Source organism: Streptococcus infantis, assembly GCF_047465525.1.
Taxonomy (GTDB): domain Bacteria; phylum Bacillota; class Bacilli; order Lactobacillales; family Streptococcaceae; genus Streptococcus; species Streptococcus infantis_R.
In genome coordinates, this window is the sequence record NZ_JASGZS010000002.1 from 95,371 (window position 1) to 114,475 (window position 19,105).

Sequence of the window (19,105 nt, forward strand, 5' to 3'; positions counted from 1 at the left end):
TTATCCATAAATTAGGGAGTTGTGAGTATGAGAACAAATATCACTTATTATATGTCGTCAGAGGGAAAAATTTATATCAAGGATGGAACAAATATTTATGAATTGAAAGATTTTCCACAGAAAGAATTTGAATTGTGTTGGAAAAGTTTACAAAACAGAATTCCAGGAGATATTGATAATAGTTTAATTCCTTTAAGGGGAAGTTTAATAAAATTTTTGAATTCTATAGGTGCCTTTAATGTAGTTTGTAGTATTGAAGAACAACTAAATAATGTTGGGTTAAATGGGTCTGGTAAATTTAGTAATTTTACTGTTGGTGTATGTGGTGATCAGGATCTTGTTAAATATTATTGTGAACAGTATAATACGACTTATAATACCATTGAGATAAAAACATTTACAGAAAACTTTGATTTTGGTTTGATTTTATCTAGGGATAGTAATGTAAAACAGTATTTACAATACAATAAAAAATTATATTTTACAGGAAAGGTATTTGATAGCTTATTGTTTTCACAATTCAGTTTTATTATTGGTCCACATACTATTCCGAAATATACTTCTTGTATTGAGTGTATGCGTCTCCATGAAGTTGATAATAATTTTTATGGAAATATTTTAACCGAATTTGATAAGAATGACATTGATAGCCAAGAGTTTGTTCCTGAACTAATGTTGAATTTAGGGATTTCTTTTTATGAAATACAAGTATTGAAACAAATCTTAAGTGATAGAAAAGATGCTGTAGAGGTTGAAAATTCTCAGAAAGTTTTATCTTATCAATTGTTAGAAGGAATTTGGGAAGAGCATAATTTGTTAAAACATCCAAATTGTAGTTGTTGTTTTCCAAGAGAAATGGTAAATAAACAGATTTTTGAGGTGAATGTAAATGGTAATTAGAAAAGCTCACAAATCGATATTTGTAGATGAGAGATATGGTCTAATAAAAAATATTTATAATTTACCAACTTTTGCAGGTTTACCTAGAGTACATGTGAAGATGGCTTTTGGAGGAAATTATTTCACAGCGGGTTTTAATGCCAGTGGAGCTGGTATTACTGAGCGGTCAGCGGAAAATTCTGCAATTGGAGAATATATTGAGAGATATTCTTGTCTACACCCTAGAGCAGAAATAGTCACTTGCGAATCAGATAGAAAAATATTACCATCAGTATTTAATGCAGGAGCTGATGATGTATTAGAAAATTATGATTGGATAAAGGCTATCAATGTTATTGATTCAACTCAAGTTCAAATACCAATTGATTGTGTGTATTTGGCGTATAGAAGCAAAGGAAATTCGTGGATTACGACTTCTACTGGTGCAGCCTGTGGAGAAAGTTTAGAACAGTGTATGTGGAAAGGGATTGCAGAGATTTTTGAAAGGGATGCTTTTCAATACATATGGCGTAGGCAACTTTCTTGTCCTAAAATAGATATTGATGAAAATTATGAATTAAAAGTATTTTTTGATAAATATATAAAATCTCCAAATGTTGAGTTTTCTATTTATAAAATGGAGTTAGACTGGAATGTACCAGCAGTTTTTGGTGTAGCAAAATTTTCTAATGGTGGATGTGTAGTTGGAGCTAGTGTAAGGCGGACGTGGATTGAAGCTTGTAAGAAAACATTAGTAGAACTTTCTCAGAGTGTCATCGGATATGCAGCATTGATTTTTGATCACAAACGTGAAAATATTGTGGATTATTCATTGATTAACGAATATCAAGATCATTCATTATTGTATCTATCAGATGGGATGTCCACACATTTGACTTTTTTAGATAATGGGGAACGATTCTCTTTACCGGATGAATTAATTGTTGAAAATGATAAAGAGATTGCAGAATATTTTATGGATGCGGTAAGACGGATTGGCAAAGAAGCTTATTTTGTAGATGTGACTTCTAAAGAGCTTAGTTCATTCAATTGGTTGGTTGGTAAAACGGTCATACCAGGTATGTTAGATATTGAACCGAATTTTATTAAATATTTAGAAGCTAATCGCTTGGCTGAGATTGATAAGAATCTGATTGATTTAGGATTACGAACAGAAAAAGAACTGGGCAATCCTCAACCAACTGTTCCTCATCCATTTCCGTGATTGGAGGTTAAGATGGACGATTTTAAATTTACGATGATTAGTAACTATCATGCTTGTAAATTATCTGATGATGACTATTTACTGCAATTATTTCATCAGAATACAAAACATGGGAATCAGTACTTGATGAGGAATATGTTCCAATCTAGAACTTTGCTGAATAATAAAAATTTTTTAATGGCTAGCTCTATTAAAGAGAAGCAATACCCCCTCAGTGAAAAAGTTCAACTACAGAATCGAACAAAAGATCTATTGATGGATTGTATGTATAATAGACGCTCACAAGTAAAAGAACCTGTTACAAATTATATTCTGACAGAAGAAATTATTTCGGATATTTTTTGGTCGGGTTATGGATTGAATTATAAACACACAAGGGTAGTTCCTTCTGGAGGAGCGTTATTTCCACTTGAATTATATGGGGTTATTATGCAAGACGTTGGAAAGATAAAAAAAGGATTATATCACTATAGTCCATCTTTTAATGCGTTGGAACTAATTTCCGAAGAGGAAGATGTTTTTGATATCACTTCCTACATTATGATGTTACAAAATCTTGAGAATACTTCTTTAGTTCTATTTACTACTGCTATTTTTAGTAGGATGACTTTTAAATACGATGCAAGAGCATATAGGTATTTGCTATTAGAAGCAGGGGCGATGTTACAAAATATTTCCCTAGTGGCTACTAAATACAAACTAGTTAGCACATGCATTGGTGGAACTGATGATAATAAAGTTGAAGAATTACTAGGAATTGATGGGATTAAGGAGAGTTTAGTTAATTGTTTACTCCTTACTAGAGACGGGAGTTGGCAATAAAATGAATTACTATACTATAAAAAGAGGTGACAAAAGTTCTCACAGTACGATATATATTGTATGTTCTAATTTTGAAAAGGATAGATTTCATATCATGGAACATATGATTATGAGTTTTATCTCAAAAAAAGATATCCAAGATGTAGATGCAGTGACAACAGAAGACTTCATAAAGTTTAAAATTTTTAATCCGTTTATAGACTTACAAGAACTTATTAAAATTATTGATTCTAAATTGTGGTTTTCAGAAGAGTCATATTATTTTGCTTTGTCAGAAATAGAACAAGAGAAGGCTTTAATCAGCTCTAACATCAGTAATTTGTTGAGCAAAATTATTTGTACAAACCATAAACGAGGAGAGAATGTTACGTTTGAAAATTATAAGGAGTGGTTTTTTAAAGTATTATCTTCAATGAGTTGTATGACAATCTCTAATCAAAATAAAAAAAGTAATGATTTGCCTAGAGATTTTGTCGATTTTTCTAAGTTAAAAAGCAGTTCAAATAGTGGTGTCCTTAATTATAATGATGTTGATTTTTTCTACTCATATCTACAATTAGCACTTTTAGATATTCCCAATTTTTCTAGTTTTTATTTCTTACAAAATTTTTCGAATCATATTAATAAAAGTTTGAAGAAGTTGAGGGATTCAGGTATTTATTATGCATTTTGCTTTTGTAAATATCATAGAGAATATGTAGAGTTTTTTATAGTTATTTCAATAAACAAAACAGTTCCAAATTGCTGTGACTATATTATTGACGAACTAGGTTCTATCTATGGAGCTTATGATTATCATGAAAATCAGAATACTGGAGTACAGGACTTTAAGGAAGACCTGTGCGCAATATATTTGACAGATACATTTATTGAGAGTAATGTTCCTGAATGTACTTCTGTTCAAAGAGGTTTTATTAATAAAATAATTTTGATGCTGGGTGGTGGCTAAAGTGAATAATGTTTTTGAAATATCAAATATTACTAAATCATTCAAGAATAAACAAATTTTAAAAGGTGTTGACTTGATTGTGAATAGAGGTGATATCATTGGACTTTTAGGTTTGAATGGTGAAGGAAAGTCCACTTTAATAAAAATAATTTTAGGTATACTTTCTCAAGATTCTGGGGAGGTTAAGAGGAATTTCGAGATTAAATCTGATGTTGGTGTTATGTTACAGGAAATTTCTATGCCTGAGAAGATGAAGGTATACGAATGGCTAGATATGGTGAAATGCTTTTCAACAAACTCTAAATCAGTCGAAAGTGTTTTAGATAGTGTTAACTTAAGAACAGTTAGTAATAAATATTGTGATTCTTTATCAGGTGGACAACAAAGACGAGTTCAATTTGCTACTGCGATTATTAATAATCCTAAAGTATTGATATTGGATGAACCAACAGTAGGTATGGATGTAGTATCAAAAAAAGCATTTTGGGAGACGTTAAACACATTTTCGTTCAGTAAAGATTTGACAATAATCTTAATTAGTCATGATATGGAGGAAGTTGCTGAATTCTGTAACAGATTACTAATTTTGTCAAAGGGGCTGCTAGTTTCAGATAGTAAAATGACTGATGTTCAGGATAGAATCGAAAAAAACTCATCATATTCAATAGATAAGAGTCAAATAACTCAAGAACAATTAGAAGTAGTAACAAAGTTTAGTTTTGAAGAGACTGATTCTGAAATAAAATTTAAGTATCAAATGATAGATGAAGTGGTATCTGTAGGAAAAATTCCTATTTCGATTATAAAAAAGAATCAAAGTAATCTACGTCAATATTTTATGGAGGTATTAGAAAATGAACCAAGTGAGTAGTCTTTTCTTTTTAATATGGCTAGATATAAAAAGGGTTTTCAGGGACACCAAATATGTATTATTTATTATTGCTTTGCCAGTTATTTTTTATATTATATATACAGCGATTTTTCCTGAGAATGCTAATGTTAACGGCGTTCCGTGGTCAGAGTATTGTTTGATTTCTATGATTGCTTTTGGTATTATGGGGAATGCAATCAATCTACTTGGTACTAAAATTGCAGATGAACGAAAAAAAAAATGGTATACTTATTTGAAGGTATCTCCAGTTAATTCTACTTATTATGTAATAAGTCATGTGTTTTCATATTTGTTGATTTCAGTTGCTTTTACGTTTCTTATGTTTGTAGTTGCATACCTCTATAAGGGAATCAATTTAGGAGTACTTGAAATGATTAATATAGGAATTACACTAAATATCGGAAGCATTGTATTTTTAATTATGGCCTTGTTAATCGGTAGATTAGATAGTTTGTCTCAACCAATCGGAACCATAACGTATTTAGTACTTTCTTTCTTGGGTGGTTTATGGATGCCAGTGGCTGCTATGCCTAAATTTCTTTCTCAGCTTGCAACTTTCTTGCCATCATATAACTATGCTCGCCTGGGGTGGCGATTGTTGGAAAATAAAGATATTGATGTTAGATCTTTAGCTATTCTCTTTATTTATATTATATGCTTCTTGGGAATCTATATCCTATTCCAGAGGAAGGAGCAGGCTCATTAGGAGGTTTTTGTGAAAATAAACGAGTACTTTGGAAATATATCTCAATTAGAGAAAATGTTGTCTGATTGGATTGATTTACCAGTCTCTTTACACGTGCGCTTAGCAGGGGTGAAAAATGTAACATTTCTTTTTGAAAATTTTAGTGAGGAAGAGATTGTTAGCTTTTTCAAAGATAATATTCAACATCCTGAACATGCCGTTGTGGGTTATAGACAAGATGATATTTATGGAGATATTTTAGGAAAATGCAACTATCAGGATGTGTTGTATTTTGAAGGTATTGGCGATAAGGTATATGCTTATGCTGATAATCTCACTTTGAGTCTAAAAAATAAGTTATATGAGATTGAAGAGTTCAGTAAATTCTATGTGAGAATTAGTAAATCTTTTATTGTTAATATATTAGTTGTAGAAAAAATTTATCCTTCTCTGAATGGAAAATTTATCATTGAATTAACAGATGGTCAAAACTTAACGGTTTCTCGAAAATATAAAAAACAATTTTTAGAGTACTTGGAGGATTAGTGGTGAAATACTTAAAAAAACTTCTACTCGTGCTTTGCATTGGCGCAATCTATAATCTATATTTTACTCTTATAAATTCAAGTTTAACATCTTGGGTCAATATTATTCTATTCATAATATTCGGATATGCTGAAGTATTTACTTTAGAGTTATTATTTAAATACTCCATTAAATTTCAGAAAAACGTCTATATTCAATTACTTACCATATTTTTAGTATCTAGTATGGTTGAAATAGCATATATGCTAGTCACTGGCTTGAGTTTTACTATAGCAATCCATTTTGTTTTGTTAGGAATACCTATTACAATTATTGGTTTATTGTATTGGAAATATTATGTTGATAAAATTAAAAAATTGTTAAGAGACAAAAAATCTAGTCTATCAAATTGATTTTTATAAGGGCACCTCTAAAACTAAGAATGTTGATTTAGTAAGGTTTCTAGAGTTAAAACTTATCGCATTTTAGAGTTTTTAGAGGTTCCCATAATTAGTATTGTTATTCTGATTTCTCAATTACATAAGCTCCGAAAACTAAAAAGTGATAACCCTTTGATAACCTCTCGATTTTTAAAAGGGTGATATATGTAAAAATTGAGGATTTATCTCTTAAAATTACTTGATTTTAGTGATGATTTACCATAAATATCATGATGTAGAAAAAACCAGGTCTTAAGAAAGCTCGTAAAGCTAGCCAGTTCTCAAAACGTTAAGAATCAGCTACAATACAGCATTTACAACACTTCATGGTTCACACCATGGGGTGTTTTTTTGACGATTTTTAGCAAAATTCACACCATTTTTCACACCAAATTCACACCATTACTTTTTAAGATTGCGATAAGCAATCTCTCCAACAGCCATTGGAATGATATTCGAAGTATTGACATAAGTCTTTGTTGTAATCGTGTCACTATGAGTTAGAGCCTCAGATATAGCTTCAATAGATGTTCCAGCCTGTTTTGCTAATGTTGCCCCTGTATGTCGTAATTTATGAGGTGTAGCATGCTTAAGTTCAGGATGACGACGTTTGACAGATTTCATTTTATTATTAAGATAGTCAGAGTGTAGAGGGCTATTAACATTACCCTTCATATCGATATAAGTAAAGACATACTGTTCATTGGATTGGATAATTCCAAATTTTGCTAGTTCATCTTTTTGCTGTTTTTTCCATTCTTTAAGTAAGTTAGTCAATTCAATGGGAATTCGGAAAGTTGTCTTTTTATTCCCTTTGGTAGACTTTGGATTTTTATATTTATCTAAAGCTTGTACTAACTGAATTTCCTGATCACTTGTATTGATATGCTTCCACTGCAAAGCGTAGCTCTCTGATTTTCTATCTCCTAGGAAGAAGGTAGTATAGAACAAAACATAATCCTTGAAAAGAATCTTTTCAGCCTCTAGATCTTTTTCAAAAGCTGTAAACCATGCTTGAAGTTCTTCTTGAGATAGGTATAAATCTTCATCTTTTTTAGATTCTTGCAACTTGATTTTCTTAGTGGCTTTGATACGACTTATTGTTTTTGATAGTCGGTTCGTCTCGATATATTCCAATTCTTCAGCCCAATCAAAGATAGAATTGACATAGCTTCTAATGACCTTAAAGTTTGCATATTCTTCAGCTTTTTGGGTCAATAGGTTTAAGACGACTTGTTTGTTTTGGTTGAGAAAGTCTATGGAATAATTTCCCAATATAGGTAGGATATGTTTTCTGAAGACAATCTCAGTACCGTCAATAGTAGCTTGTGAAGGTGGTTTAGTAGCAGAAGTAGTCTGACCTGCTTTGTAGAATTCCCACCAAACGTTTTTATAGAAGTCAGAAAAGAGTATAGAACAATTATTTTCTAGTAAGGCTGATTCTCCACTAAGAATTTTGTCAATTTTGTTTTGAAGTTCTAGTTCGTATTTTTTTGCTTCACTCCTTGTTTTGAACCGTTTTTCAATCACTTTCTTATCAACACCTAGTGAAGACTTAACTTCCTCAGGAATGTAGATTCGTAAGCGATAAGTTCCATTTTTAGTTTTTGAAATTGACATAGTATTCTCCTTTTTGAATTGAGCTAGAAAAATACCGTGATTTTATTATAACAAACCACGGTTAGAATGCTACTGATTTTGTAACCAGCGATTGATTTCGGTTTTATCGAATCGAACTGTTTTACCAATACGAATGACAGGGAAACCTTTCTGAATCCAACTATCAAGTGTATTGTTGGAAATTCCTAGATAGTCGCAGGTTTGTTGTTTGTTCAAAAATGGACTTTCAATATTTCTATTATCTTGTAGATTTTCAACTTCTCGTTTGATTAAGTCAGCTATCAAAAGCTGAATTTGATGAATCTGTTCATCTGGCAGAATAACTTGCACTTTGCTTACCTCGCTTGATTATTTAGTAATAGTGTGAGATAATAGCAATAATAGAAGTAGCTATTGCTATTTTTGTTGTTAAAGGAGAGGGTTATCATTGTTAGTTTGGTCGCTGGCATTGATAACCTTTTTTGGTTTTTCCCATTGCATATTTTTGATGACTTTCTTAACCAAAATATCTATCGTTTTATTTTTAGTATATGATTTAGGTTTGGCAAATTCAAAAGAATGGAATTTTCTCTTTTGCCACGTATCTATAAAGTCATCAATCTGGTATGTCGAATGTTGGGGTTGTGATAGGTCATAAGACTTATCTATTGTTACAAGATAATCTATTCTACGAACGAATTGTCCAGAGTCCTCGTTATCATTTTCTTTAGCAGTGTCAAAAAAAGGAATAGGTTTTTTTGTACTCGTGATGATGATAACTTTAGCAGAGCCTATCTTGTTGCGATACCGAGCAGATATGGGGCTTATCATATACGGGTCGAGGAGTTTTAACCAGTCTGATGCAGTCATGCTACTACCTCGCATATCGTCTAGGAATAGAATCTCTTGCCCGTTGTAGTCATCAAAGGCATTAGTAGAAGCAGTTAAACTACAATCCCATCGCTGATTAAATTTCAAAGCCACCTTCTGAAGTATATCTATCAACTCTTTTGCAAATCTAGTTTTTCCAGCACCACTTGGAGCAGAAATGAAGAAGATAGTCTTTTTAAATTTCCCCTCTTTTATCTCGGATACAGCCTGATAGCTTTTTTGCTCTCCAGCGGTTTCAATGGCTTCATTTATTTTTTGCTTATGTCTACCGTAGATAGCATAATATTCACTTGTCAGCATAATGTTTTCTTTCGTGATGCCTCCAGCTAGTATTTTTTCAACCAACCAGTCAACGCTGAGATTAGTTTCTTTAGCTTTCTTAGTGGCTCGTCCTTTGACCCACGTTGCCATACTACGATGATAAATGCTTTTGTAATCCTCTCCTAAGACTGTTGCAACCTCCTCTGGCTGATATTGATACTTGGTCTCGTCTTTGGCATGGACTAGATAGGCAAGACAATTATCATAGCCATAGCGACCCGATTTTAGCTTTTCAAGATATTGGGGTTCAACTCCGACAGCTAGAGCTATTCTGTTTAGTGAAGCTCCTTTTTCAAACTTAAAGAGAAAATGGATATGTTCAGCTTTCTTTTCGATTACATTTTTCATCAATTCTTGATTCCAAATGTTTATCTCGTCTTTATCATGTTTGATTCCGTAAGCCTCTTTAACAGTAATATCAGCTTTATTTAGCTTATCAGTGATTGTCTCAAGTAGTGGGCGGATATTACTTTCATCTCTAGCCTGCTTTAAAGTTGTTTTATCTTGCCAAGTTTTCCAGTGTTCATCTTCCAGTTGTTGGACTAGCATGATAGCAGTTAGGTTTGCTTCTTTTTTATTTTTGTTCATTATTAAGAATTCCTTGTTTTAATTATTCATCTAACTATTCCTTTGATAAATCAAGGATTTGAAATTTGGTATATTGCTTCAAACCCGTGTTCTATCTAGTGTTTTGTGTTATGCACGGCAGTTGACAAGCCCACTGCCGTGCATGCGTTAGAAATAGTTAGAATTAGTTTTGTTTCATCTTTTTCAAAGATGACCGACCTTGTGACTCGTCGGCTTCGTCATGAATCCATTTGTTGTTCCAATAGAATTCTCTAGTTGGAACACAAATGGATTGTTTACCACTATTCATCAAACCACGGTGTTTCATAAAAGTGTGGAACTTCCCACTTTTTACCAGAACTAATAATACGAGCGATTCCCTGACCTTTTCCATAACTACGCTTCGGCATGTCAGCGAAACCAGACATGAGATATTTTCGTTCTTCGGCAGAATCGGCAGCACCACCTAACATGATTACAGCATCGGAGCAATTTACACGGGCTAGGGAGGGTAAAAACCCTTCTTTTGTTGCAAACTGGCTAATAGCAATGATATGAATACCAGCAGAGCCACCAGTCGCAGATAAACGGTTAATCGCAGTAGTCCAGCGAGAAGTGATTTTTAAGCTTTTGTCAACTTTATCAAGAGATTCAAGAGAAGCGTTTAGATTCCCTAGCTCATCAAAGAACAGTCCGATGTTCGGCATATGTTCCATTTCAAGGTACTTCTCTTTATCAGCCTCATTTATTTTGGCTAGTCGTTCATCCATCACGGTACACCAGTATTCAGCACGTTCTACTATTTTTATAGGGTCTGATTGACCATGAAACTCTTTAACGTATCTATCATACTTAGCAGAATTATATTCGACATCCCAACCTTGTAACAACATTAAACGTGCCATATAACGACCAGCAAGCACGGATTTCCCCGCTCGAGTGCGAGCAATGACACTCAAATGTGGTACAATATCGGAATGCCAAACAAGGTCGTTAGATAAACGAATAGTATGTTTATTGTCATTGATAAACTCTTTTAATGAATCGGATTCATCTTTGACATGCAATCTTTGAGAAGTTAATGTATCTTCTAAACGGAAGATAATATAACTATCTCCAGCGGTTAATTCAGAATTAACGACTGTAAACCTTTGATATTTACCTGATAATATCCCTGACACTCGTTGCTCAAATTTTTCACGGTCAGCACGTTCCCAGTTTGCAATATTCTCAATAGCAATATATCCCTCATTCAAATCATCGTTAATCCAAACATGTAGTTCTGGCATTTCATCGCCATAGCGTGTTGAGTTTGAAAGTTTTAGGACATCTGTGATTTGTTTGTCATTGAATAATCGCTTCAATTTTTGAGATAACCTATTGGCTTGATTAGACATGACTGGTATCGAAATAGTTGATACCTCTTCACGTAGCGACCAAGTATACACTAAACATAAGAAGCTAATTAAGTCTATAATAGCAAAGAATAGCAACGGCTTAGTCAGATATGATTTCAATAGTTCTATTGAATAGCTTATGTAGAGTAGCAATCCAGTCATACTAATTGTAACCGTAAAGGCTATCAGAGAGAGTTGATAGCCTTGAGGTTTACAATTAGTAGTAGGTTTGATTCTACGATATCTACGGTTACGCATTCCGTTGAACCACTGCTACTGAGTCAGCAGCATACCACCCAACACCGTTAGTTGTTGCACCGCCACGTACGTTCTTGAATTGAAGAATTGTACCAAACTTAACATCAACCTTATTTGATGTTTTGATACTATATTCAAGGTCGTTGTTTGTATCTACAATTGAATATTTGAACTTACCATCAATTTCTTCAATGGAACCGATGGATACAACGTTGAGAATTGGGATAACATCGGTTGTGTATTCGTTTTTGGTCTTTTCGCTAACCATAATTTTAGGTTGAGTTTTGTGTTTGAGAACTTCATCAAGAGTTCGATTCCAATTAGTTTTTGCCATATATATTTTCTACTTTCTGCTTTTGAGATCTGAAAAGATTTTTTCAAGACTGATGATGAGACGATATTCATCGTCTATTCGCTGTACTAATTCTTGACGTGACATTTGATCGATGTCTGAAAGATAATGAATTGATTGAGCTTGGAATGAAAGTAAATTTGGATTATTCCAGAGTTCATTCAATTCAGAAGGAACGTTTTCAAGTTGCCAATCATCACTTGTTATTTGATATCCAAATATTCCGAAATTTTCCAATCGATGTGTGCGCAAAGTTAGTAAAGTTTGTTTGAGTTGTTTCATTGTACTCCCTTTTCTATTTTTAAATCTGTAATCAATAGTGACTTCTTGCTTACAGTTACATTAAAACACATAAACGCGGATAAAGCAACAAGAAAAAGATTGACAAAAAAACAAAACGTGTTACAATTATTAGTGTAATAGTTACATTTTGTAAAAGTTAAAAAAGGAAGGTATTTTAAAATATGACAATACGAGAGTTTATTGAATTACAGCAGCAAATTTATAATTTGCCACCGGATACGTTTGCAAAGATAAAAGTTAAAGTATCAAGAGAATTGCAAAAAATGGATTCGTGGTTTGAACTTGATAAAAAAACAAAAGTTGCGAAAACTTCAGCATTTGTTCTAACAGAAGATATGGAAAATGCCCTAACGATTGCTATGAAGCCATATTTTTTAAAAATATCAGGAATTGATCAAAATGATTTTGAACGAGAAAAAAAGGAAAATTCTATTAGAGTCAAGAATCTAGATAGTTACTATCATTTTAGTAATAAAGATGACAAATCAGCGTATATTTTTGATATTCCTAGGGATGAAAAAATGTATGTGATGATCGAGGCTTTGTTTTCAAGATATTTTGAGTTAGATGAAAAGAGATGGAAGGATGATTACACTAATTACAATCTTTTTTTAGATGATGAAAAGGCGTTATTGTCAGATAGTTTAGCATTATCAAATATGAGATTAAAAAAACCACTATGTTTTTATGTGAAACAAAAGAATAAAGAAAAAGAACAGTAACGAATTGTACTGTTCCTTAGCGAGAAAGGTTACCAGGTGAATTTAAATCACGTAAATCATCATCTGTAAGAATACGAATGTTTAGTTCCTGTTGTAATCTCTTTAGTTTCTTTTGTAATTTGTCGTATTCATATTCTGAGATTTTCCCACTTTTAAAGGCTTGTTTTAATTCTTGGAGAATTTCAGAGTACGCATTTACGATAATGGTATCACTAATGTTAGTTAAACTGCTGATTTTATTGATAAAATAACTATAATCATGCATGAGATATTCCTCCTTCTAAGTTAACGTTACCATATAAACCGATATATGTCAATGGTGTGAACTTTCTGATAAAATCTAGCTCAATTCGTGTATTTTTAGGGTAAAATTCACACCATTCAAATGAAATTTATTCAAATTAGATGAAAATCTATTTTCTGAAAACGTGGGAAAACACTGATTTTAAAAGGAAATTGAAACTTATTCAAAGAATAGTTTTTCCAACCAGGTCTTAAGAAAGCTCGTAAAGCATCACAATTCTCAAAACGTTAATCAATACGATTATATCAACGTTTCAAAGCACTCAAAAGTTTACCTTATGGGTGCTTTTTTCGTGTTTTTTTGAGGCTCTTTGTCAACTGTAGTGGGTTGAATAAAAGCTAACATCTGGAGAGGACAATCGTTGTCCTCTCCATTTTTATATTCAGAGCGATGAAAATTCGTTTCTTAAAGTTGTCAAAGTTCCTAAAACCAAAAGCATTTCGTTTGATGAGTTTAATGAGATTATTAGTCGCTTCCAATTTAGCGTTGGAATAGGGCAATTGAAGGGCGTTGACAATTTTCTCTTTGTCCTTGAGAAATGTCTTAAAGACAGTCTGAAAAAGAGGATGAACCTGCTTCAGATTGTCCTCAATAAGTCCGAAAAATTTGTCAGCTTCTTTATTCTGGAAGTGAAAAAGCAAGAGTTGATAGAGATTATAGTGGTGTTTCAAGTCTTCTGAATAGCTCAAAAGCTTGTCTAGAATCTCTTTATTCGTTAAGTGCATGCGAAAAGTAGGGCGATAAAAACGTTTATCACTCAGTTTACGGCTATCTTGTTGGATGAGTTTCCAATAGCGCTTGATAGCCTTGTATTCATGAGATTTTCGCTCAAATTGATTCATGATTTGAACACGGACACGACTCATAGCACGGCTAAGATGTTGAACAATGTGAAAACGATCTAGAACGATTTTAGCACATGGAAAAAGCTGTTTAGCCAAGTTATAGTAAGGACTAAACATATCCATAGTAATTATTTTCACCTGACAGCGAACGGCTCTATCGTAGCGCAGAAAGTGATTTCGGATGATAGTCTGGGTTCTACCTTCAAGCACGGTGATAATGTTGAGATTGTCAAAATCTTGTGCAATGAAACTCATCTTTCCCTTGGTAAAAGAATACTCGTCCCAAGACATAATCTCAGGAAGTCGGCTAAAGTCATGTTTAAAACGGAAGTCATTGAGCTTGCGAACGACAGTTGAAGTTGAAATGGAAAGCTGATGGGCAATATCAGTCATAGAAGTCTTTTCAATCAATTTTTGCGCAATTTTTTGATTGATAATACGAGGAATTTGGTGATTTTTCTTGACGAGAGAGGTCACGGCGACCATCATTTTCGAGCACTGATAGCACTTGAAACGGCGTTTTCTAAGGAGGATTCTAGTAGGCATACCAGTCGTTTCGAGGTAAGGAATTTTCGACGGTTTTTGGAAGTCATATTTCTTCATTTGACTTCCGCAATCAGGACAAGATGGAGCCTCATAATCCAGTTTAGCGATGATTTCTTTGTGAGTATCCATATTGATAATATCTAGAATTTTGATGTTTGGGTCTTTGATATCGAGTAGTTTTGTGATAAAATGTAATTGTTCCATATGAATCTTTCTAATGAGTTGTTTAGTCGCTTTTCATTATAGGTCATATGGGACTTTTTTTCTACACAAAAATAGGCTCCATAATATCCATAGGGGATTTACCCACTACAAATATTATAGAGCCTTTTTTGAAAAGTTCACCTCAAAGTTTACCTTATTTTCACCTTATTGTTTTAGAGACTTTAAAGCAAATTCACCAACTGCCATAGGAACTACATTAGAAGTATTTACATAAATCTGAGTTGTTCCTGTGTCACTGTGTGTTAGAGCCTCAGAAATAGCTTCTAAGCTCATTCCTGCTTGTTTAGCAAGTGTTGCTCCTGTATGTCGCAGTTTATGAGGTGTAGCATGTGCCAACTCTTTATGTCGCTTTCTGATGCTTTTCATTTTATTGTTTAGATAGTCAGCATGTAAAGGCTTGTTGATGTTTCCTCTTGTGTCGATATATGTAAAAACAAATTGTTCTGGGTTAATGATGATGCCAAACTTTGCTAGTTCATGTTTTTGTTGCTCTTTCCAAGAGGTAAGAAGCTGAAGTAAGTCATTAGAAATAGAGAAAATAGTTTTCTTATTTCCCTTAGTAGATTTTACTTGTCCATATCTATCTAAAGCTTGAATTAGCTGAATCTGTTTTTTTGAAAGATCGATATGTTTCCATTGAAGAGCATAGGTTTCAGATTTTCTATCGCCTAAAAAAAAAGTGAGATAAAATAGGACATAATCTTTAAGGGTTATTTTATCATTCTCTAAATCTTCTTGAAATGCTGAGAACCATTCTTGGAGTTGTTCATGAGTTAGATATAAATCTTCCTCTCTCTTTGACTCTGCAAGTTGAATCTTTTTAGTGGCCTTTATTCTTCTTAATATTTTTGCAACTTTATTAGCTTCGATATACTCAAGTTCTTCTGCCCAATCAAAAATGGAAATCACATAGCTACGTAAGGATTTGAAGTTCGCATATTCATTAGCCTTAGATGTCATTAGATTTAGGATAACTTGCTTATTTTGATTTAGAAACTGTATCGTATAGTTTCCAAGAAGTGGTAGTATATGTTTTTCAAAACATGTTTTGGTATTAGCAACTGTTGACCTGCTTGGTGGCTTAGAAGTGGATGTAGTTTGTCCTGCTTTATAAGAGTCCCACCAGATATTGTTATAGAAGTCTGAGAAAAGAATATCTCCTTTTGCTAGTTCTGTAAACTCATTATCTTCTATTTGATTTAACTTGGTAAGCAAGTCTATCTCAGCTTGCCTTGCCTCCTTTCTCGTTTTGAATCTCTTATCGTAATAATTGCTATTAACAATACCAAGTGGCATTCGTGCATCTATTGGAATGTAGATTTTTAAACGATAAGTACCATTTTGTGTCTTAGTGATACTCATGATATTCTCCTTGTGTATCGAACCAGAAAATATCATGACTATTATAAAACAAAAATCTTGATATTTCTAGTTTTGTGAGTAAAGCCATGAATTAATGGCCTCTTTATTAAATCGTATAGTCTTGCCTATTTTTATTGTAGGCAGTCCTCGTTTGATCCAACTGTCTAGAGTATTGTTTGAGATACCCAAGTAGTGGCAAGCCTGCTGTTTGTTTAAAAATGGGCTTCCAAGGTTACTATGGTGCAGCTTCTTTTCAATTTCTTTTTCGATTAGTTCAGCGAGTAGGTGCTGAATTTGTTGAACTTGTTCGTCTGGTAGAATTACTTGCATAAGTTATTTCTCCCTATTGTGCTATAATTGAAGTATCAGTTGATTTTTAATCATCTGTATTTGCCTCATCAGTATTGCTCGCCAAAGTATCTTCTGATGAGGTTTTTTTGTTGTTTTGGGGATTATAACGTCTAGAATCTAAAAATTTTGTAAAAAAGTAGGTTCGTTCAATTATTAATCCCAGTAGTGAAATATCTTTATTTCTAGCGTAGTGAACTAAGTCTTCGAACTCGGTAAAATCGTTATCGGTGATTACATCGATAACAGTTTCTAGAAATAAATTTGAATTTTGCTCTATCAAGAACTTATCAAGTTCGAATCCGCAACCTGATTCAATATCTTCTATATTGTATAAAGTTTTTTCAGGGTTTTCTGCATGTATGAAATAATCGTACATACCTTTTGGTGACATGACAACTTCAACGTGGGAAGGTGTATTGAGTTTCTCAGTAAGAAGCTCTGATACTTGGGAATAACTTTTTAGCGATTCAAAAAATAAGACTCCGTGCTTGTGCGATTTTTTAAATTCCCCAGTTTCCCTGTTAATGTCCTTATCATGCCAAGGGCTAAGAACAAATGGAATGTGTAACTCTTCGAGAATTTCTAAATAATTTTCTGGGGCACTTTCCTTATAGAATAGGAATGCCCATTTTGAACTGCACCCCAAAAGTTAGACAGAAAAAATCTAACTTTTGGGGTATTTTTATTATGAAATTAACTTATGATGATAAAGTTCAGATCTATGAACTTAGAAAACAAGGCTATAGCTTAGAGAAGCTTTCAAATAAATTTGGGATAAACAATTCTAATATTAGGTACATGATTAAATTGATTGATCGTTACGGAATAGAGTTCGTCAAAAAAGGAAAAAATCGTTACTATTCTCCTGATTTAAAACAAGAAATGATTAATAAAGTCTTACATGAAGGCTGGACTAAAGATAGAGTTTCACTTGAATACGGCCTCCCAAGTCGTACGATACTTCTTAATTGGCTAGCACAATACAAGAAAAACGGGTATACTATTGTTGAGAAAACAAGAGGGAGAATACCTAAAATGGGACGTAAGCCAAAAAAGAGACCTGAAGAGAGGACAGAATTAGAACGTCTTCAAGCAGAAAATGAGTATCTGAGAGCGGAGAATGCCATCCTAAAAAAGTTGAGAGAACTCCGATTGAAGGAGGAAAAAGAGAAAGAAGAAAGACAGAAATTGTTCAAGAATTAATTACTGAGTTTTCGTTAGATATTCTTCTAAAAGCCATTAAACTAGCTCGTTCGACCTACTACTATCACTTGAAACAGCTAGACAAACCAGATAAGGACCAAGAGCTTAAAGCTGAAATTCAATCCATTTTTATCGAACATAAGGGAAATTATGGTTATCGTCGGATTCATTTAGAATTAAGAAATCGTGGTTTTTTGATCAATCATAAAAGAGTTCAACGCTTGATGAAAGTGCTCAATTTACAGGCTAAAATGCGACAGAAACGCAAGTATTCTTCTCATAAAGGAGACGTTGGCAAGAAAGCAGATAACCTCATTCAACGTCAATTTGAAGGTTCTAAACCAATGGAAAAGTGCTACACAGATGTGACAGAGTTTGCCATTCCATCAAGCAGTCAAAAGCTCTATTTGTCGCCAGTTTTAGATGGCTTTAATAGCGAAATTATCGCCTATAATCTTTCTAGGTCTCCGAACTTAGCACAAGTAAAGACGATGTTAGAACAAGCTTTCTCAGAGGAATACTACGAGAATACTATTCTCCATAGTGATCAAGGATGGCAATATCAACACAATTCTTATCATCAATTCTTAGAGAGTAGGGGGATTCAGCCGTCCATGTCACGTAAGGGTAATAGCACAGACAATGGCATGATGGAATCTTTCTTTGGCATTTTGAAATCCGAAATGTTTTATGGCTATGAGAAGACCTTCCAATCACTTAACCAATTGGAACAAGCTATTGTAGACTATATTGATTATTACAACAACAAGAGAATTAAGGTAAAACTAAAAGGACTCAGTCCTGTGCAATACAGAACTAAATCCTTTGGATAAATTAATTGTCTAACTTTTTGGGGTCAGTACAATTCGCAGCGTTTTTTATATATCTTCTTAAAATATTTGTACACACAAATGACAGTCAAATTGATTTTTTGGATTATTTTATCGAAGGGGATAGATTTCTCATAATATGACTTTGCGAGCTCAGAGTCTGTATACACATACTCCCAAAATCACACCCAAAATTTGTATACACATAGTGTATGTACTTTTGAGGTGATTTGAATTTTGGGGAATCCCCATCCCCCTTTAGGCTAAGAGATGAAATTTTTTTAGTCTTGTTTCATTTTATTTCACAATAGATGGAATTTAATCTGGTAGTTAACAGTCAGTTCAACTCAAGCCTTATTTTCTATTTTTCTTTATCAAGTTATACAGCTGTAAATCAGTCCATTGCTTTAGCAGCTGTTTTTATGATTGCAGCAGCTAGTATCGGAGGTAAACTCTTTGGCATACTTGGAATGATATTCTTTAAAGCGATATTTGCTGTTATCTATCAATTGATTAAAGAATTTGTCGTTGCAAAGGAAAATCAGATAGATAAAGAATTAATTTAATGAGTCTTGTTAAATAAAGCCTTATTGTTTCTAACTGATATATCTG

General features: G+C 33.2%; 20 protein-coding genes and 1 pseudogene. 10 read left to right on the plus strand and 11 right to left on the minus strand.

The window, feature by feature from the left end; translation table 11 throughout:
- Window positions 1-27: 27 nt before the first annotated feature.
- From QM374_RS01235 to QM374_RS01265, 7 genes are all read left to right on the plus strand, one after another.
- On the plus strand, window positions 28-900 hold the full coding sequence (locus QM374_RS01235) for a hypothetical protein (RefSeq protein WP_084947914.1): 873 nt from the start codon (window positions 28-30) through the stop codon (window positions 898-900).
- Complete coding sequence (locus QM374_RS01240) at window positions 890-2,104, plus strand: YcaO-like family protein (protein ID WP_084947917.1); 1,215 nt, start codon at window positions 890-892, stop codon at window positions 2,102-2,104. The genes QM374_RS01235 and QM374_RS01240 overlap by 11 nt, the downstream gene beginning before the upstream one ends.
- 12 nt (window positions 2,105-2,116) lie before the next feature.
- Window positions 2,117-2,926 carry a SagB/ThcOx family dehydrogenase gene (locus tag QM374_RS01245; RefSeq protein WP_084947920.1) on the plus strand — a complete coding sequence of 270 codons (810 nt, stop codon included), beginning with the start codon at window positions 2,117-2,119 and terminating at the stop codon, window positions 2,924-2,926.
- A gap of 103 nt (window positions 2,927-3,029) precedes the next feature.
- Window positions 3,030-3,875, plus strand: a complete 846-nt coding sequence (locus tag QM374_RS01250; RefSeq protein ID WP_084948112.1) for a hypothetical protein — start codon at window positions 3,030-3,032, stop codon at window positions 3,873-3,875.
- A gap of 1 nt (window position 3,876) precedes the next feature.
- On the plus strand, window positions 3,877-4,746 hold the full coding sequence (locus QM374_RS01255) for an ABC transporter ATP-binding protein (protein ID WP_084948114.1): 870 nt from the start codon (window positions 3,877-3,879) through the stop codon (window positions 4,744-4,746).
- Window positions 4,730-5,473, plus strand: a complete 744-nt coding sequence (locus tag QM374_RS01260; RefSeq protein WP_084947923.1) for an ABC transporter permease — start codon at window positions 4,730-4,732, stop codon at window positions 5,471-5,473. The genes QM374_RS01255 and QM374_RS01260 overlap by 17 nt, the downstream gene beginning before the upstream one ends.
- 9 nt (window positions 5,474-5,482) lie before the next feature.
- Window positions 5,483-5,998 (plus strand): LytTR family DNA-binding domain-containing protein, encoded by a 516-nt coding sequence (locus QM374_RS01265; protein WP_084947925.1) that lies wholly within the window; start codon window positions 5,483-5,485, stop codon window positions 5,996-5,998.
- An 821-nt stretch (window positions 5,999-6,819) separates the two neighbouring features.
- On the opposite strand, the gene QM374_RS01270 is transcribed toward QM374_RS01265, so the two are convergent.
- The 6 genes from QM374_RS01270 to QM374_RS01295 all read right to left on the minus strand — a co-directional run bounded on the left by QM374_RS01270 (window position 6,820) and on the right by QM374_RS01295 (window position 12,084).
- Complete coding sequence (locus tag QM374_RS01270; RefSeq protein ID WP_414310643.1) at window positions 6,820-8,037, minus strand: tyrosine-type recombinase/integrase; 1,218 nt, start codon at window positions 8,035-8,037, stop codon at window positions 6,820-6,822.
- 69 nt (window positions 8,038-8,106) lie between these two features.
- Window positions 8,107-8,367, minus strand: a complete 261-nt coding sequence (locus QM374_RS01275) for a helix-turn-helix transcriptional regulator (protein WP_414310644.1) — start codon at window positions 8,365-8,367, stop codon at window positions 8,107-8,109.
- A 78-nt stretch (window positions 8,368-8,445) separates the two neighbouring features.
- Complete coding sequence (locus QM374_RS01280; protein WP_414310645.1) at window positions 8,446-9,816, minus strand: Rep family protein; 1,371 nt, start codon at window positions 9,814-9,816, stop codon at window positions 8,446-8,448.
- A 281-nt stretch (window positions 9,817-10,097) separates the two neighbouring features.
- Window positions 10,098-11,192, minus strand: coding sequence for a cell division protein FtsK (locus QM374_RS01285; protein ID WP_414310653.1), 1,095 nt, complete (start codon window positions 11,190-11,192; stop codon window positions 10,098-10,100).
- 250 nt (window positions 11,193-11,442) lie between these two features.
- Window positions 11,443-11,784: a hypothetical protein gene (locus QM374_RS01290; RefSeq protein WP_414310646.1), complete on the minus strand. Its 342-nt coding sequence runs from the start codon at window positions 11,782-11,784 to the stop codon at window positions 11,443-11,445.
- Between the two features lie 9 nt (window positions 11,785-11,793).
- Entirely contained in the window at window positions 11,794-12,084 is a 291-nt protein-coding gene (locus QM374_RS01295; protein ID WP_414310647.1) for a hypothetical protein, read from the minus strand.
- Window positions 12,085-12,266: 182 nt separating this feature from the next.
- Here QM374_RS01295 and QM374_RS01300 point away from each other — a divergent pair, with 182 nt between their 5' ends.
- On the plus strand, window positions 12,267-12,827 hold the full coding sequence (locus QM374_RS01300; RefSeq protein WP_414310648.1) for a hypothetical protein: 561 nt from the start codon (window positions 12,267-12,269) through the stop codon (window positions 12,825-12,827).
- A gap of 16 nt (window positions 12,828-12,843) precedes the next feature.
- Here the strand turns inward: QM374_RS01300 and QM374_RS01305 are convergent, their stop codons facing one another.
- From QM374_RS01305 to QM374_RS01325, 5 genes are all read right to left on the minus strand, one after another.
- The gene (locus tag QM374_RS01305; protein ID WP_414310649.1) at window positions 12,844-13,092 is read right to left on the minus strand and encodes a hypothetical protein; all 249 of its coding nucleotides are present in this window, start codon (window positions 13,090-13,092) and stop codon (window positions 12,844-12,846) included.
- 377 nt (window positions 13,093-13,469) lie between these two features.
- Window positions 13,470-14,726: an ISL3 family transposase gene (locus QM374_RS01310; RefSeq protein WP_414310650.1), complete on the minus strand. Its 1,257-nt coding sequence runs from the start codon at window positions 14,724-14,726 to the stop codon at window positions 13,470-13,472.
- Between the two features lie 165 nt (window positions 14,727-14,891).
- A complete protein-coding gene (xerC, locus tag QM374_RS01315) occupies window positions 14,892-16,109 on the minus strand; it encodes a site-specific integrase (protein WP_414310651.1) in 1,218 nt (405 codons plus the stop codon).
- A 66-nt stretch (window positions 16,110-16,175) separates the two neighbouring features.
- Window positions 16,176-16,439, minus strand: a complete 264-nt coding sequence (locus QM374_RS01320) for a helix-turn-helix domain-containing protein (RefSeq protein ID WP_248035116.1) — start codon at window positions 16,437-16,439, stop codon at window positions 16,176-16,178.
- A gap of 46 nt (window positions 16,440-16,485) precedes the next feature.
- Entirely contained in the window at window positions 16,486-17,106 is a 621-nt protein-coding gene (locus tag QM374_RS01325) for a replication protein (RefSeq protein ID WP_248035115.1), read from the minus strand.
- A 41-nt stretch (window positions 17,107-17,147) separates the two neighbouring features.
- Between QM374_RS01325 and QM374_RS01330 the strand changes: the two genes are divergently transcribed.
- Both QM374_RS01330 and QM374_RS01335 read left to right on the plus strand, forming a co-directional pair.
- Window positions 17,148-18,496 (plus strand): IS3 family transposase gene (locus QM374_RS01330; protein ID WP_414310652.1). Its coding sequence is split into 2 segments (ribosomal slippage): window positions 17,148-17,589 and window positions 17,589-18,496, totalling 1,350 coding nucleotides; the frame shifts between segments, so codons are not numbered across the junction.
- Window positions 18,497-18,826: 330 nt separating this feature from the next.
- A pseudogene (locus QM374_RS01335) lies at window positions 18,827-19,059 on the plus strand (AI-2E family transporter); the annotation flags it as partial.
- Window positions 19,060-19,105: the final 46 nt, after the last annotated feature.

What these genes read in the sequence shown, in the direction of transcription:
- QM374_RS01235 (WP_084947914.1), top strand. Translation starts at nt 28, where the DNA reads ATGAGAACAAATATCACTTATTATATGTCGTCAGAGGGAAAAATTTAT.
- QM374_RS01240 (WP_084947917.1), top strand. Translation starts at nt 890, where the DNA reads ATGGTAATTAGAAAAGCTCACAAATCGATATTTGTAGATGAGAGATAT.
- QM374_RS01245 (WP_084947920.1), top strand. Translation starts at nt 2,117, where the DNA reads ATGGACGATTTTAAATTTACGATGATTAGTAACTATCATGCTTGTAAA.
- QM374_RS01250 (WP_084948112.1), top strand. Translation starts at nt 3,030, where the DNA reads ATGATTATGAGTTTTATCTCAAAAAAAGATATCCAAGATGTAGATGCA.
- QM374_RS01260 (WP_084947923.1), top strand. Translation starts at nt 4,730, where the DNA reads ATGAACCAAGTGAGTAGTCTTTTCTTTTTAATATGGCTAGATATAAAA.
- QM374_RS01270 (WP_414310643.1), bottom strand. Translation starts at nt 8,037, where the DNA reads ATGTCAATTTCAAAAACTAAAAATGGAACTTATCGCTTACGAATCTAC.
- QM374_RS01280 (WP_414310645.1), bottom strand. Translation starts at nt 9,816, where the DNA reads ATGAACAAAAATAAAAAAGAAGCAAACCTAACTGCTATCATGCTAGTC.
- QM374_RS01285 (WP_414310653.1), bottom strand. Translation starts at nt 11,192, where the DNA reads ATGTCTAATCAAGCCAATAGGTTATCTCAAAAATTGAAGCGATTATTC.
- QM374_RS01290 (WP_414310646.1), bottom strand. Translation starts at nt 11,784, where the DNA reads ATGGCAAAAACTAATTGGAATCGAACTCTTGATGAAGTTCTCAAACAC.
- QM374_RS01295 (WP_414310647.1), bottom strand. Translation starts at nt 12,084, where the DNA reads ATGAAACAACTCAAACAAACTTTACTAACTTTGCGCACACATCGATTG.
- QM374_RS01300 (WP_414310648.1), top strand. Translation starts at nt 12,267, where the DNA reads ATGACAATACGAGAGTTTATTGAATTACAGCAGCAAATTTATAATTTG.
- QM374_RS01305 (WP_414310649.1), bottom strand. Translation starts at nt 13,092, where the DNA reads ATGCATGATTATAGTTATTTTATCAATAAAATCAGCAGTTTAACTAAC.
- QM374_RS01310 (WP_414310650.1), bottom strand. Translation starts at nt 14,726, where the DNA reads ATGGAACAATTACATTTTATCACAAAACTACTCGATATCAAAGACCCA.
- xerC (WP_414310651.1), bottom strand. Translation starts at nt 16,109, where the DNA reads ATGAGTATCACTAAGACACAAAATGGTACTTATCGTTTAAAAATCTAC.
- QM374_RS01320 (WP_248035116.1), bottom strand. Translation starts at nt 16,439, where the DNA reads ATGCAAGTAATTCTACCAGACGAACAAGTTCAACAAATTCAGCACCTA.